The following is a 14,349-nucleotide window of genomic DNA, read 5'->3' as shown; positions in this document are numbered from 1 at the left end:
GCTCTCGGCGACCTCTTCGGCCGGCGGGGGCGGCGGTACGACCTTTGCTGCGCGCTCGGTCCGCTCGAGGCCGCTCGACTCGCGATAGACCCCGGAGCCGACGGCCGTGCCGTGCCTGTATTGCTGGGACTCTCGGTGGGCCATCTTCTCGCCCTTCCATGCGACCGCGCCGGTGCGGGCATCATAGATCGTGATGGCGATGCCGACCTCGGTGAACGACGCCCCCTCGCTCGTCCAGTCCACCGTCTCCTCCCGCCATTGCGTCAGATCGCCGACGACGAATCCGTCGAGCCCGAGCTTCTCGCCCAGATCCTTCAGCATCAGCGCGTCGGCCGTGTGGTCGTCCTTCCAGGCTCGGATCGCTTTCTCGAACGCGGGCCCGACGCCGGCGGCTTGGGCGCGCACCCGGAGAGAAGAGTCGTCCACGATAAGGAACTTCTGCTGCCCGCCCAGGAGATAGGAACGCAGGAGCGCGTCGGTGGTCTGGATGCCGGCCGGTTCGGAGACCAGGCTCGCGAGACCGAGAAACGCGAGCGTCTCCAGCTTCATCGAGTGGTAGTCGGCCGCGAGGTACACAGCGTCCGGACCTGTTCTGGCGGGCGTGGTCGCCTTGCACCCGCAGAGAAGCGACACGCACAAGAGCGCGGGGAGGTGCAAACGGGTGAGCCTGGCCATCGTCATCCCTCCTGGAGGAACGGCCCGGCGGCTCACTCGCGATGCGAGCCGCCGGCCACTCCGGATCTGGCCCCGGAAGACACTGGAACGGTCAACCCCGCGGAATGCCGGACAGTCGAGTAGACGGGTGTGCGCCCAGGAGGAGTCGAACCCCCAACCTTCTGATCCGTAGTCAGACACTCTATCCAATTGAGCTATGGGCGCACGCCGACAAGATGGCGGAGAGGGGGAGATTCGAACTCCCGGTGAGTTTTTGGCCCACAACACATTAGCAATGTGCCGCCTTCAGCCACTCGGCCACCTCTCCGCAAGACCTCGGAATCGGAGGGAGTAGGATTCGAACCTACGGGTCTTGCGACCTGCGGTTTTCAAGACCGCCGCCTTCAGCCACTCGGCCATCCCTCCACCCGAACGCACGGTACCAACCGCGCGGTAGGGTGTCAAGGCGGCCCCGAGCGCATCAGGCCCCCGCGGGGCAGCTTCAATCGCGCGCGCTGAGGGCCCCCACGATCCTTCCCCCGCCCAGCACCCGCTCGTCGCGATAGAGAACGACGGACTGACCCGGAGCCACGCCGACTTCAGACTCGTCGAAGACGACTTCCCATCGATCTCCCGTGACCCGGACGGAACAGGGGACCGCATCGTGTCGGTAGCGAATCTGCGCGCGCACACCTTCCCCCTCAACGACCTCACGCGGCGCGAGAAGATTCGTCTGGTCGGCGATGAGCCCGCGCTCGCGGCAGGCCTCGCGGGGGCCGACCCAAAGCGTTCGGGATCCGGGATCGAGCCGGACAACGTAGAGCCGACCTGGCCCTCCCCGAGGCAGCCCATGGCGCATCCCCACAGTCATGCCGAGCAGTCCTGCGTGCTCGCCCACGACGGCTCCCGTCGCGGAGTGGCGCACGGGGCCCGGCCGGCGCATCGGATGGTCCTCGGGCAGGCGCTCGGCGAGGAACGCCAAGTGCCCCTCCGTCGGCGCGAAGCAGATATCCTGGCTCTCGGGCCGATCCCATGAGCGCAGCCCCAGCCTCCGCGCAAGACGTCGAACGGCCGCCTTGCGTGCCCGACCGAGCGGGAAGAGGCACTTGTCCAGATGGTCGGCCCGGACTCCCCAGAGGACATAGCTCTGGTCCTTCGATCGATCGCGCGCGCGGTAGAGCGCCCAGCCCATCTCGGATGGAGGGGGGCGGTCACGCCGCGCGTAGTGCCCGGTCGCGACCGCATCGAAACCGATCCGCTCCGCCCTTTCCAGAAGAGGCCCGAACTTGACGTGGGTGTTGCATCGGATGCAGGGGTTCGGAGTCCGCGCGGATCCGTACTCCGACACGAAGTCCTCTACGACCTCTCTATGGAACGTCTCCTTGAAGTCGATGACCATGTGAGGAATCGAGATTCTCTCGGCGCTCCACCGCGCCTCGAGAACCGCGTTCTCGTCGCAGCAGGGCCTGTCGGGGACTTCTCCCCGTTCGTAGCAGAACAGGCGCAAGGTCGCCCCCACGACCTCGTGGCCCGCGCGGTGCAGCAGGTAGGCGGCGACCGCGCTGTCCACGCCGCCGCTCATGGCAACCATGATGCGCATGACTCGGTGCCGCTATGGTTCTCCGTCTGCCCGGAGGGCATCCGGAGGACCGAACGCCCCCCTACTTGGCCTTGGCGGGCTCCTGCGCTTGCCCAGTTTGGGGGAGCAGCTCCTGAAGCACCTTGATCCCCTCCGCGGCCGTGATGCCCGCCTCGCTCCTGGGGTCGATCTCGACAACCCTCCTCCACTCCTCTATCGCTTCCCGGTAGATCCCGGCGTCCGCGAAAGCGACACCCAGGAGATAGTGAGGGAGCTGATTGCGGGGCTCGAGACGGATCGACTCCTGATAGAGCGCGATGGCCTTGGGGTACTGGCGCAGGGCGTAGAGAGCCTGCCCCTTGTTGCAGAGGACGGTGATATCTTTCGGGGCGAGGGCGATCGCCCTGTCGAAGTAGGGCAGCGCTTCCTCCGAGTAGCCATTCTCGTTCATGACGACGCCTAGGTTGACGAGCGCCTTGACATGGTCCGGCTTCAGAGTGATCGCGTTTTCGAACTCGGCCTGTGCCTCGGGGCGTTTCCCTTGGTCGTAGAGCGCGTTTCCCAGCTTGAAGTGGAGTTCCGGGTCGTTGGGGCTCTTCGCCAGCTGCTCCCGCAGTTCCTTCTCCTCCTGGACGGGATCCCTGTCCTCGTCTGCGGCGAAGACCGTGGCGAAGAGGCCCGACGCGCTCAGAACGGCCAGAAGACCCGCCACTACCCACAAGCGCCTCGAGCGAACCAGCATCGTTTCCTCCTTCAACGGATTCTCATGCGTCATCGGATCCGGTGGCGGTCGGGCCGCTGGCGGTGGGACCGGATCCTCTCAGCGAGCTTCTCCGACCCGCTCCTTCCCATCGCGGCGTGGGTCAACAACTTCCCTTCCTCCACGCCCGGCTGGTCGAACGGATTCACATGGTACAGCATCCCCGCCGCAATTGTAGCCCACTCATAGAGGTAGAACATCTGCCCAAGCGAGAAGGCCGAGACCTCCGGGAGATCGACGACAAGCACGGGGCGCTCGCTTCCCAGAAGGACCATCTCTGTCGCCGATCTCTCAGCGGACAGCAGCTCGTCCAGACCATGCCCCGGGATGTGTCCCAGGCCTTCTTCCCGCACCCCCGGCAAGGTCGTCTCGGGTATCCGCACCTCGGCGCGGTGCCTGTGGACGGCGACGATGGAGAAGAGCTTGTCGTTGGGCCCATCGACATAGAGCTGGAGCTGGGAGTGCTGATCGATTGCCCCGAGCGCACGCACGGGGGTCTGTCCGACCGGCGCGCGGGGGTCGCCAGCCGGGTTCGTCCGCTTCCCCAGACTCTCGGCCCAGAGCTGGCAGAACCACTCGGCGAACGAGCGGAGACTGTCCGCGTAGGGCATCATCACTGTGATTCCCTTGCCCTTCAACCTGTCGAAGGCGTAGTGGACTCCGGCCAGGGCGAGCGCCGGGTTCTGTCGCCACCCATTGTCGCGGCATCGCTCATCCATCTGCGCCGCGCCATCGAGAAGCTCCAGAGGATCGACGCCCGCGACGGCGGCGGGATAGAGGCCGACGGGCGTCAGCACCGAGAAACGCCCCCCGACTCCCGGAGGAACGCCGAAGGATCGGATGCCAAGCTCGCTCGCCAGCCGCCGCAGGAATCCCCTCTCCGGGTCGGTCGTGATCACGAGGTGCTCGGCCGCCCTCTTCCCGACCGAGGAGGCCAGTCGATCCCACACGACCAGAAGCTGCGAAATCGTCTCCACGGTCGTACCCGATTTGCTGACCACGTTGTAGAGCGTCTCCTCCGGAGGCGCGACCCTCATGAGCGAGTCGAGGCTGTCCGGATCGACATTCTCCGCAACGAACAACCGGGGCGCCCCGCGCTCCCCCTCGGGGGCGAGGTTGTGAAACGGCGAGAGGCAGGCCTCGAAGATGGCCCTCGCTCCGAGAGATGAGCCGCCGATCCCGAGCAGCACGAAGTTGCGGAAGCCGTGGCTCTTGACCGCCGCCTCCGCGATGCGGTCCAGGTCCTCCCGCACGCTTGGGAGATCGAGAACCTCGAGCATCCCCCGGCGCCTCAAGTCCGCGATCTCGGACGCTACCCGGACCAGATCCGGCTCGATCCGCCGGAGATCGGCCTCCGACAGCCCGTGCGCCGCGCCTATCTCCTCGGCCATGACCCCTGTCAGATCGATGGTGACTTCGCCCCTCACTTCCGCCTCCCCTCTCCGTTGCCTCGCCCCTTCGCCGGGGGCGCGTCGCTGGCAGTCCCGCGCTGTTCGTCAAGATCGAGGAAGTGCCGTTCGATGTCGCCGAAGTCGCCCTCCGGCCGCTCCCCCTCCTTCCGTGGCCTGTCCTCCCGCAGCCGGCGGAGGAACTCGTCCGCCTCGATGCGCAGCACGCCGGCCGGAAGTCGGGCGCCGAGCGTCGCGCGGTCGGAGCTCACCACGGCGACCTTCTCTCCCCGCGCGACCCTGGAGGATACGATGAGGAGAATCCTGTCGTCCGCCTGTTCCGGCAGGAGGCTGTAGATCGTTGAGACACGGCCTCCTCGCTTGCTGTCCGGATTGCGATCCGTGCGATTGCCGTCGTAGACGACCTGGATCTTGAGATCGTGCCGTCTCGCGAACGGCTCGAGCATCTCCTCCAACCGGCGCCTCGCCTCCGCGCGCTGGCCGGCGATCTGCATCGCTTCCAGGTCGCGGTGCGCGAAGATCGCGTTGTGGCCGTCGACGATCCAGTGATACTGCCTCGGCTCCGCCGGCCATTGCGCTCGTTTGCCCAAGACGGATCGCTCCCTCTCCGCTCCTTGATCCCGGATGCGCCCGAACGCCGCATCGAGGCGGACCGAGGCGCCGCGATGCCGTCGCCCGATTCGACTCGGTTCGCCCTCTTGTCCGGTCTCGCCCTATCGTAGCGTCTGGGAGGCGTGGATCAGAGAGGCGAGAAAAGGCCGAAGGGGGAACCCTCAGGGCGGGCTCCCCCCGATCGAGCCGGCCTTGATCCCGAGGGGAATTGGGCTCCCCGGGCGCGGCCCGGATTCAGATGGCGCCGTCAGGGGGCAAAGCAGCCCTTGACCCACCTGCCGTCGAAGTACCCCTCTCCCGCTCCCGGGGTCGCCCTCCAGTGGCCGCGGGCGTGTCCTGTGACACTCCCATCCTCATCGAGAATCTCGGCGCGGAACGACCCGAAGGACCGCGCACGGGGTCCACGCTGAGGCCTCTCTTCGCTGCCGACCCTGTCCCAGGTCCCGCGAAGGAGGCCTTTGAAGGTCCCGGACTCATCGATGTACTTCCCGAAGAGGACTCTTCGTCCTTCTCTGTTCACTCCGAAGTGGCCTCTCACATAGCCCGCGAGCGTGCCGGCTCTGCTGACCCACCGGCCGCGAAAGAGGCCCATCGAGTCGGGATCCGCCGGCGCCAGCCACGCGCCCGCCAGCCAGCCCTTGCCGCACGCGCCGCGCTCCACGAGGAAGGAGCGGATCGCGAGCTTGTTGCCGAGCTGATCGACCTCCTCGATCCGCTCGAGATCGGCCAGGTCGTCGACGGGGAACTCCCATCTGTGAGCGCCGGCGGCGACGACGAGCGAGTCTCCCTCTCCTGTTTCGCCCTCGGGGAGCGGCTGGATCACGATGCATCTGACGCCGTCAAAGCTGACGCTCGTGTGGCTGATCCAGTCGAGACGCCGCCTGTCGGTCCGTGGCCTGACGATCCGATCGTCCGGTTCGAAGGCGATCGTCGAGCTGAGCACGATGCCCCCTCTGTTGACCGCGACGTAGCCCGTCCAGTCGGTCGCTTCAGCGATCGCGCTGTCGCCCGAGATCGATCCGCCTGCCGACGGATCGCGGTCGAGGATCCCCCATGCGAGGCTCACCGCGTAGACGCGGGCCGAGTCGGAGTCAGTCCACCTCTCGATCACAGGATCGCGCGCCATCTCGTCGTCGATCGCTGATTCGGAAGCTCCGCTGGCCGCCAGGGTCTCGTCGCCGAAAGCGGGCTGCTCGCTGCTCGTGGTAAGGCCCCCGAACTCATCATCCAGGTTCGGCGTCTCGTTGATCGACGGCTGCCCGCCGGATGGCTTGGTCGATTCCGTGCCGCATCCGGCGACAAGCAGCATGCCGAGGATCGCGGTCAGCGCCAACCCGCTGATCGAATGGATCCGAATCATGTCGTCACCTCTCTCTCATGGCCCCTTACAGCTGACTCCCCTCGCCTGGAGGAGAGCGGGTCTCGCGGTCGCCTACCGAACAAAGCCAGCGCCGTGCCAGATTCAACCTGGACATCCGTCCCCATAGTCGCATGCGGGAAAACGGATTAGGGAGACCATCCCGCGGCACCGGGGACCGGGGGCGGCGGCCTCCCCGCCGGGCTGTCCCTGCCGGTACAGCGGGAGGGCCGGGCTGTACCGACGTGTGGCGCCCGCCTGGCCGCCGGCGATCGAGTTGTGACAAGCTAGCGGCGATGCTGCCCCTGCGAGACGAGAATCCGACCTACGCGAGAACATGGATGACCGTGGCTCTCATCGCCGCGAACGTGATCGTGTCGATCTGGCAGTGGCTGCTTCCCCAGGAAGCCTCCGCGATTCTCCTCCACCAGGCGGCCCTCGTCCCGGCTCGCCTGGGCGGCGGGAGCGAGTCGCCTGGACTCCCGCCCGCGCTCACGCTGGTCACCTCCCAGTTCCTCCACGGGGGCCCGCTCCACTTGGCCGGAAACATGCTCTTCCTGTGGATCTTCGGCAACAACGTCGAGGACGCGCTCGGATCGCTCCGGTTTCTCGCCTTCTATCTCCTCTGCGGGATCATGGCGGGGATGGTCCACACATTCACCCAACCGGGCAGCACGATCCCGACGGTCGGGGCCTCGGGAGCCGTCTCAGGCATTCTCGGCGCCTACGCGCTCCTCTTCCCGCGCGCCCGCATCCACACGCTGGTCCTTCTTCTCTTCTACATCTCGGTCGTCCGGGTCCCCGCGATTCTGTGGGTCGGGATCTGGCTCCTGATCCAGGTTCTCCAAGGCATCGGAGCCCGGGGCGCGACGGGAGGAGTCGCCTGGTTCGCGCATGTCGGGGGGCTGGTTGGAGGACTGATCCTCCTTCCCCTCATGAGGCCGCGCAGAGTCGATCGGCGAATCGGCCCGTTCGACTCATCCTGGAGCACCCGCGCGACGAGGTGACGTCCTCCCGCTTTCCGCCCCCTCGAGAATCCTCGCAAGCCTCGACCGAAGCCTCGCGCCGAGAGGGAGCATTCCCGGCTCGCATGCGACAGCGCGATCGAGCAGGAGGATGATCTCCTCGATGTCGCCGCGCGCCAACGGATCAAGACAGCCCGCAAAGCGGAGATCCTCGTAGATCACGAGCGCGTCGCTCACACGTCCCGCAAGAAAGGCACGCCTTGCGCGAAGGATGTCGATGAGGCGCAGGCGAGGACTTGGCCGCTTCCCCTGATTGGAGTGCCTGGCCGGCCTCATCCGGTCCGTCTTGCGCGCGCGATGGGACACGGAGTCGCTTCGAGCCAGAGATGTGCCGGCAGAGGCGCCCCTGCTGACAGCCAACCAGATGCAGCGCATTGGGAAGTGCCAGCCCCCGCTACAGGCGTCCCGGAGTCGACATCGGGCCGTCGGCGACGCGACAGTTTCAGCCCAAACACGACTCGATGCAGCCGCAATCAAGCCGCTCTAGCGAAGTCGGCGGGCGCTCCCGGTCGCAACCTCGCCGTCTGCCGCGAGGCGGAAGTAATAGACGCCGGAGGGCGCGGACATGCCCCCCTCGTCCCTGCCGTCCCAGATCGCAGCGTGCCGTCCGGCAGTCTGCCGAGCATCGACCAGCGCGCGGACCCTCCGGCCGGAAGGCGCGTAGACCGCCAAACGGACCGCGGCTCCAGACTGAAGGGTGTAGGCGATCAGCGTCGAGCCTGTGAAGGGGTTCGGACAGATCCGATCGATGAAGATGCCCGAGCGATCCTCCGCCCGCCTAAGCGGATCCCCGATCCAATCGAGCGCGATCCCAGAGGGCGCGCCCGGGAACCGAGCCACGAACCCGCCCCGCGGAGGGATCGTGAGGGCGAGGCTCGTTCCCTCGATCGGACCGGTGGAGAAGGTCCGGGGCGTGAGTCCATCGCTGATGCGGAAGCCTCCACCCGCGTAGCCGAAGGGCGTGAGATCGACGCTCACGCTGCGGGGCGACTCGGCGCCGTTCAGACCGCCCAGATACCAGAGGGCTCCCTTGCGCCGCGCGAGAAGAACGTGGGTGGAGGGATCGCCCTCGATGAACTGAACCTCATCCCAGGCGACCGGCAGATCCGAGAGGAAGTCCTGGACCACCTGCGGCTGGGACTTGTACGAAGAGATCCTGTCGGCCAGATGGACCAGCCCAGATTCGAAGACGACCGAAAGAGCCAGCTCATGGGCGTTGGAGGTGAGATGAGCGTACGTGTTGTCGCTGAAAGTCACCGGGGTGTAGTCCATCGGACCGACCACGTTGCGCGTGAAGGCGACTCTGACGTTGTGGAGCGGGGCATCGGCGGGGAAGTCCGGATTGAACTTGTAGTACTCGGCGCCCCGAACTGCTTCGGTCGTCACCATGTTGGGCCAGGTGCGGGACCATCCTCGCGGCGGGGTGCTCCCGTGGAAGGACACGAGCAGGCCGCGCTCGGCCGCGTCCTCCAGTATGCCAAGGTAGTGCCGGATCATGATCTGTTTCTCGCTGTCGAAGAAGTCGACCTTGACCCCGGCGACGCCCCATGACGCCAGCCTGTCGAACTCGGCCCGCCGCACGGCGGGGTCCCACAGTCGATCGCGCGGGCTGAAGGTGAAGCCGTTCTGAGGCCCCGCCGAGTTGTACCAGAGGAAGACGCCCACTCCTCGAGCTGCCGCATAGTCGATGAGCCCCTGCATGGCCGCCTCGGAGTGATAGTCGTCCCAGTCAGCGTCGACAAGCGAGTACTCCCACGCCATCGACTGCGCGAGATCGACGTATGCCTCGAGCGTGGCCATATTGCCTATCGAGGCGCCCGACCACCAATGCCAGGACGCGCGGCCCGGTCGGATCCAACTGGCGTCGGGCAGGGCGCAAGGATCAGCAAGGTCGTTCACGAGGTTGGACTCGATGACCGCTCCGGCATTTGGCCCTACGATCACGACCCTCCAGGGCATTTCCCACGGCAGCGTCCAGCTCGGCTCCCGAGTGCCGTAGTTGTTGCTCGGAAGGATGACGCGGTACTCCCGGGTTCTGGCGCCGATGTCGATCTGCGCCGCGCAGAACGACCCATCCACGTCGGATTCCCCCAGCATCACCCAACTGTGGCCGAGATCGAAGAGAATCGGCAGGGCCCAGCCTCCGAAGCTGCTCGGCGGACTCTCCGTGGGAACGATCTCGTGGATCGACTCGGGCCAACGCCGCTGCAGGATCGCGCGGCCGTTTGCGGCGATGCGGAAGGTCGTCAGCTCGTCCGTCACTGTGTGGAGAACGCCCGAGGCTTCCGGAAACCTGTAGCGAAAGGCCGCTCCGTCATCGCTGACCCGGTAGGCAAGCTGCATCCGATGGCCGGAGGGATTTCGAAACTCGATGGACTGCGTAACCGCGCGGACCCGCGATCGGGAAACCTTTCCATGCGGAACCGTGTAGTCCTCGTCGACCACGATTGGCGTCGACGCCCACGCCAGCTCGAGACCCGATTCGAACTCCGTATCGGCCCTCGCCATCCCCAGATTGGAGCGTTCCAGGACCGCCGTGTCCGCGCGCGCGACCGAGTACTGGAGTCTTCCGTCGATCAGCTCGACGGTCATCGACACGGCCCCTGAGGGCGCGACCAGCGTCCAGGCGCCGTCCCGCTCGGGCGCGGCGAGGCGGGAAACTCCCCCGCCGGCGGCTGGCGCGGAGAGGATCAGCGCGAGCACAAGCGCCATCGATGAGTGGACGGGACCCCGCTGTCTCATGAGCGCACCTCGGATCTGGTTTCGGCCCCAGGAGACGCTAGCGAAGCAGGACGACGCGACCGCTCGCGGAGCGATCCCTCCAGGTCAGCCTGAGAAAGTAGACGCCGCTCGCAACCGCGCGCCCCTGCTCGTTCGTCCCATCCCAGACGAGAACCTTCGTCCCGCCGCCGGCCGGTCCATCATGCAGGACGCGAACTCGGCGGCCCGCCAGGTCGAAGACCTGCAGCCTCACGTCTCCCTTGCGAGGCAGGCTGTACCGGATGCTCGTCGAGCCACGGGTCGGATTGGGCGCCGCGGCGTGCAGAGCGAACGGCCGGCCCGCCGTCGCGACGGCATGGACGGGGCCGTAGAGACGCGAGCCACCCCCTGGAAGCACAGCCGCGATCTTGTACGCGTAGGCCGTGCCGGGTTCGATCTCCTCATCGAGGTACTCGTAGGGCCCCATACCTGGGACCAAACGATCGAGGTTGAGCGGCGCGTAATCCTCATCGGCCGGATCGGAGCCGCTCGCCCGCAGGATGACGAAGCCGTCGAATTGCCCCTCTCCGACCCTCCAGCGCAGGAGAATGCCTTCGTCCGCCGCCTCCGCCTCCAGATCCGACAAACCCAGGGGGGTCAGCCCCTCGCGGATGAAGAACCCGGCCGGCGAGGCGGTCCGTTTGCTCGCGAGGAAGACATCGAACGATGGGGAGGATCCCCTCCTCCTGAAGACCGCTCCGTGTTGCTCCCCGTAGCCCGCCGGATCCGCGATCTCATCCGAAACCATCAGGTTGCCGCTGGAGTCGAATGCGAGGTCGACGGGACGCCGGAAGAACTGAGACGCCGTGAAGAGTGCCGCGTTTCCCATCCGGTCGATCCGCCAGACGACCCCGCGCGCGATCGTCCCCTCGAACGCCACGGCATCTCGATCGAGGACGTAGAGCGCCCCGTCAGGGCCGATCGTCGCGGCGACCGGGCCCCTGAAGTCCGCAGAGGCGGAGTAGACCGTGACCTGCTTCCGGATGAGGTCGAGCCGGAAGACGGCCCCGCCACGGAATCCGTAGCCACCAGGGTCGGCCTCCGCATCGATCACGAGCAGGCCGCCCCGTCCGTCGAGCAGGATGTCCTTGGGCGAGACGAAGAGGGTGTCGCTGTGGTAGGGGGTCGTCTCCCGGGTGAGCGTGTCGACGTGGTAGATCGCCCCCGGCCCGAAGCGCGCGGGGAGGTTGAACGGGTTCGCGAGCCCGTCCAGAAGCAACAGCTCGTGGTCGCCGATCGGAATGGCCGTGAGCGGATTCCTGAAGGTCGGCTCTGCGCTCACGACCTCGATTGCCGACTCAAGGGGGAGCAGTCTCCAGAGCGCTCCCCTCCCCACCGCATGTCCCCGAGGATTCGCGAGCTCATCAACGATGAAAAGCTCGGGCGGGCTCGAGGGCATCATCAGGCAGGCCACGGGCTCGACCATCGATTCACTGGATGCCATCGTCACGGTGTTCCCGGTGCGGAGGTGGATCTTCCAGAGGGCGCCCACGGTCTTGCCGAATCGAAACGGATCGCAATCGGAGTCGACGAGATAGAGGTACTCTTCCTCGAAGAAGACCGGCAACCTCTTGCTCGCCTTGCGGACCCGGTGCACTCCCTCCGCCGTCCGCAGATGGGACCGGAAGAGGATTTCGAGGCCTTGCGGCGCCTCCGGCCGGACCCTTCCTTCATAGGTGATGGTGTACGAGGTCTCGGATCCGAGATCGACATTCCAGACAATGACCCCCAGCTCGGGCAAGAGCTGGAGAGTGCCCGCCTCGTACCTGATCGTCTCGGGGTCCAGGACAACCCACGCGGGCAGGGTGTCGGTGTAGGCGACCCCGCGAGTCTCGACGGGGCCGCTGTTGCCGATTCGAGCGGTGACGCGCACTTCGTCGCCCGGCTCAACGGGTGGCCCATCGAGATCCTCCACGTCGTACGAGTAGAAGCGGGGCGTCGGCCCGGGAACGATGTAGAGGTCCGCCGGGGTCACATAGTCCGGCGACTGCGCGACCGTCTTGATCTCACCCGACTCCGGACTGTAGCTGAAGAGAGTCCCGGGGGCGCCGGGCAGAGCATCGTCGCGCGCGATCGCGTCCACGATCCAGAGATCGCCCCCAAGGGTGAAGGCCGCGTTTCTAGGCAACCTGAATCTCGGATCCTCGATTCTCACCCCGAGCGTCTCGCGGTCCGGGTCCACCTGGAAGATCACGCCGGTTCCGATCGGCCCGAGCTGACGCGCCCTGCCATCGACGACCGCCAAGCCCGCCTCTGGCCAGACGACGACGCCGGTGGGACGGACGAACTCGCGGAACTGGAGAGTGTCCGCCAGGGCTCCCGTCTGGGCATCGATCCTGAACAGAGCGCCTGAACCGTGCTGGAGGCCGTTTGGATCGGCCTGGCTGTCGACCAGCCAGAGGCGCCCGAGATCGTCCTCCGCGAGCTGATCCGGGGCAGCGAGCGCCGGATGATCGGTGAACACGCTGAGCCCGCTCTGGCCCGCGCGCTTGATGAAGATGGCCGGCCGCTGGCCGGTCGGATTCTGCAGAGACGCGAGTTGATCGACGATCAGGAGATCGCCTCCTCTCGTCATGCAGAGGTCGACAGGCGTGCCGAGACGGGGATCGCTGATCCAGATCCGCGAAGTCCCGTTCAGGTAGTCGACGGAGAAGATCCGCCCGCCGCCCGCCCCGGAGGGATCCGCCATGAGCAGTCTCCCGGGCCCCTCGTACTCGACAGCCGTAGGATCGAACCAGCTGGGATCCGCCGAGATGATCGGGGTTGTCTCGCCTTCCCCCTCGCGGAGAAAGAAGAGCGTTCCGCGCGCCGTGCCCGCGCCGAGATCGGCGTTGAGATCGACCAGGACGACATCGCCAGGTCCAAGGTAGGTCACGCCGCGCAGCCCCGCCGTGTCCGGGGCCGGCGCGCCGGGCCCCGCGATCCTCGTGTATCCGAAGATGCGCTCGCCGAAGACCAGATCGTCGTTGATGCGGGCCCAGCCGCCCACGCGGGCGGTTTCGGCGGGCTCCAGATCGCCGAGCCACGTCAGCCCGCCAGCGCGGGGGTCCAGACCGATGCCGGGGCTCCCCTCGACGGCGATCAGGCTCAACCGATCTGAGACGTAGAGGCTCGCCATGGCGCTCTCGATCCGGGCCGGCCCGGCGTTCGACACCAAGACCTCGAACCGAAGGGAATCCCCGGGGAGGGCCGGGGGGCCGTTGATGTCCGCAAGGTCCAGCGAACTGACGGACAGGCTACCCTCCCGGAACAGGGCAAGCCCCTCGGGACCCCGCAGCGTCCCGTGCCCCGCGTAGACGCTGACAGGGCCGGAGTGGGGGAAGAACGAGAGGAGCGCTCCATGGTCGCCCGGCCCGAAGTCAAAGGGATCGCTCTCGCGGTCCGAGACGATGATTCTGCCGCTGTCCTCGACCAGGATGTCCGTCGGATCGGCATACAGAGTGTCCGCCGAGAGCAGCACCGTGAGGTTGCCCGCTTCTCGAATGACCTGGAAGACCGCTCCTGTGTTCTGAGGAAGAGCGCGCGGGTTCGCGCTGATGTCCACGACATAGACGCGTCGGAGAGGTCCCTCCGCGAGGCCGATCGGATCGACGAACGTGTACGCCTGATGAGGGACGGGCGTGACCGCGCCGCTCAGTGGATCGATCTCGAAGAGACAGCCTGATCGCGGCTGCGTCCCGGATGGGTCGGCCTCGTAGTCCACGATCAGGACCGACCCGGTCGATTCGAGGATCACATCCGAAGGCTCGACGAACTTGTCGCTCGCCGCGAGGAGGCGCAGCGTACGACTCTGCAAATCGAAGGAATAGACCGCGCCCGGCCGTCCCGGGTAACCCATCGGGTTCGCGTCCTTGTCGACGAGGAGAAGCTCGTCGGTTCTGCCGTAGGCGAGTCCGGTCGGAAAGCGCAACTCGGGATGGTCCGCCACGGCAAGGAGCGTATCGACGGAGCCCGCCCAGGGATCGACGGCGTAGAGGCCGCCCCGTGCCGCATCGGGGCCTCGGGGCTGACTGAGTCGATCCAGCACCGCGATCCTCCCCCCCGGGAGAAAGGCCACATCATCCGGCTTCACGAGAGGAGGCCCCGAAAAGACCTCCTCGGGAAGGACAGCTCCTGTGGGCAGGTCGAGAATCAGCCCATGGGTTTGACCGCCCACTGAGCTGTAGTCTGTCCAGATCACGCGCCCGGGCTCC

Annotated in this window: 9 protein-coding genes and 3 tRNA genes; 1 reads left to right on the top strand and 11 read right to left on the bottom strand. The window is 66.7% G+C overall.

All coding sequences use genetic code 11. The features are described from left to right. From FJY88_07160 to FJY88_07120, 9 genes are all read right to left on the bottom strand, one after another. Positions 1-675 (bottom strand): hypothetical protein (locus FJY88_07160; GenBank protein MBM3287113.1); only part of this gene is annotated, 675 nt, incomplete at its 3' end. A 130-nt stretch (positions 676-805) separates the two neighbouring features. Beyond that, positions 806-879, bottom strand: a tRNA-Arg gene (locus FJY88_07155). Between the two features lie 12 nt (positions 880-891). After that, a tRNA-Ser gene (locus FJY88_07150) sits at positions 892-982 on the bottom strand. A 15-nt stretch (positions 983-997) separates the two neighbouring features. Further along, positions 998-1,080, bottom strand: a tRNA-Ser gene (locus FJY88_07145). 76 nt (positions 1,081-1,156) lie between these two features. Then, complete coding sequence (gene mnmA / locus FJY88_07140) at positions 1,157-2,254, bottom strand: tRNA 2-thiouridine(34) synthase MnmA (GenBank protein ID MBM3287112.1); 1,098 nt, start codon at positions 2,252-2,254, stop codon at positions 1,157-1,159. Positions 2,255-2,315: 61 nt separating this feature from the next. Then, a complete protein-coding gene (locus FJY88_07135) occupies positions 2,316-3,008 on the bottom strand; it encodes a tetratricopeptide repeat protein (protein ID MBM3287111.1) in 693 nt (230 codons plus the stop codon). After that, positions 3,005-4,420, bottom strand: a complete 1,416-nt coding sequence (locus FJY88_07130; protein MBM3287110.1) for a glucose-6-phosphate isomerase — start codon at positions 4,418-4,420, stop codon at positions 3,005-3,007. Before FJY88_07130 ends, FJY88_07135 begins: the two co-directional genes overlap by 4 nt. Continuing rightward, positions 4,417-5,082 (bottom strand): NYN domain-containing protein, encoded by a 666-nt coding sequence (locus FJY88_07125; GenBank protein ID MBM3287109.1) that lies wholly within the window; start codon positions 5,080-5,082, stop codon positions 4,417-4,419. The genes FJY88_07130 and FJY88_07125 overlap by 4 nt, the downstream gene beginning before the upstream one ends. Before the next feature lie 179 nt (positions 5,083-5,261). Then, complete coding sequence (locus FJY88_07120; GenBank protein MBM3287108.1) at positions 5,262-6,374, bottom strand: hypothetical protein; 1,113 nt, start codon at positions 6,372-6,374, stop codon at positions 5,262-5,264. Positions 6,375-6,667: 293 nt separating this feature from the next. Between FJY88_07120 and FJY88_07115 the strand changes: the two genes are divergently transcribed. After that, entirely contained in the window at positions 6,668-7,378 is a 711-nt protein-coding gene (locus FJY88_07115; protein MBM3287107.1) for a rhomboid family intramembrane serine protease, read from the top strand. Positions 7,379-7,879: 501 nt separating this feature from the next. Here the strand turns inward: FJY88_07115 and FJY88_07110 are convergent. Beyond that, a complete protein-coding gene (locus FJY88_07110) occupies positions 7,880-10,138 on the bottom strand; it encodes a glycoside hydrolase family 97 protein (GenBank protein ID MBM3287106.1) in 2,259 nt (752 codons plus the stop codon). A 37-nt stretch (positions 10,139-10,175) separates the two neighbouring features. Next, positions 10,176-14,183, bottom strand: coding sequence for a T9SS type A sorting domain-containing protein (locus FJY88_07105; protein ID MBM3287105.1), 4,008 nt, complete (start codon positions 14,181-14,183; stop codon positions 10,176-10,178). Positions 14,184-14,349 lie beyond the last annotated feature (166 nt).

This window comes from Candidatus Eisenbacteria bacterium (assembly GCA_016867495.1).
Classification (GTDB): domain Bacteria; phylum Eisenbacteria; class RBG-16-71-46; order CAIMUX01; family VGJL01; genus VGJL01.
This window is presented reverse-complemented; position numbering and strand designations above follow the sequence as displayed.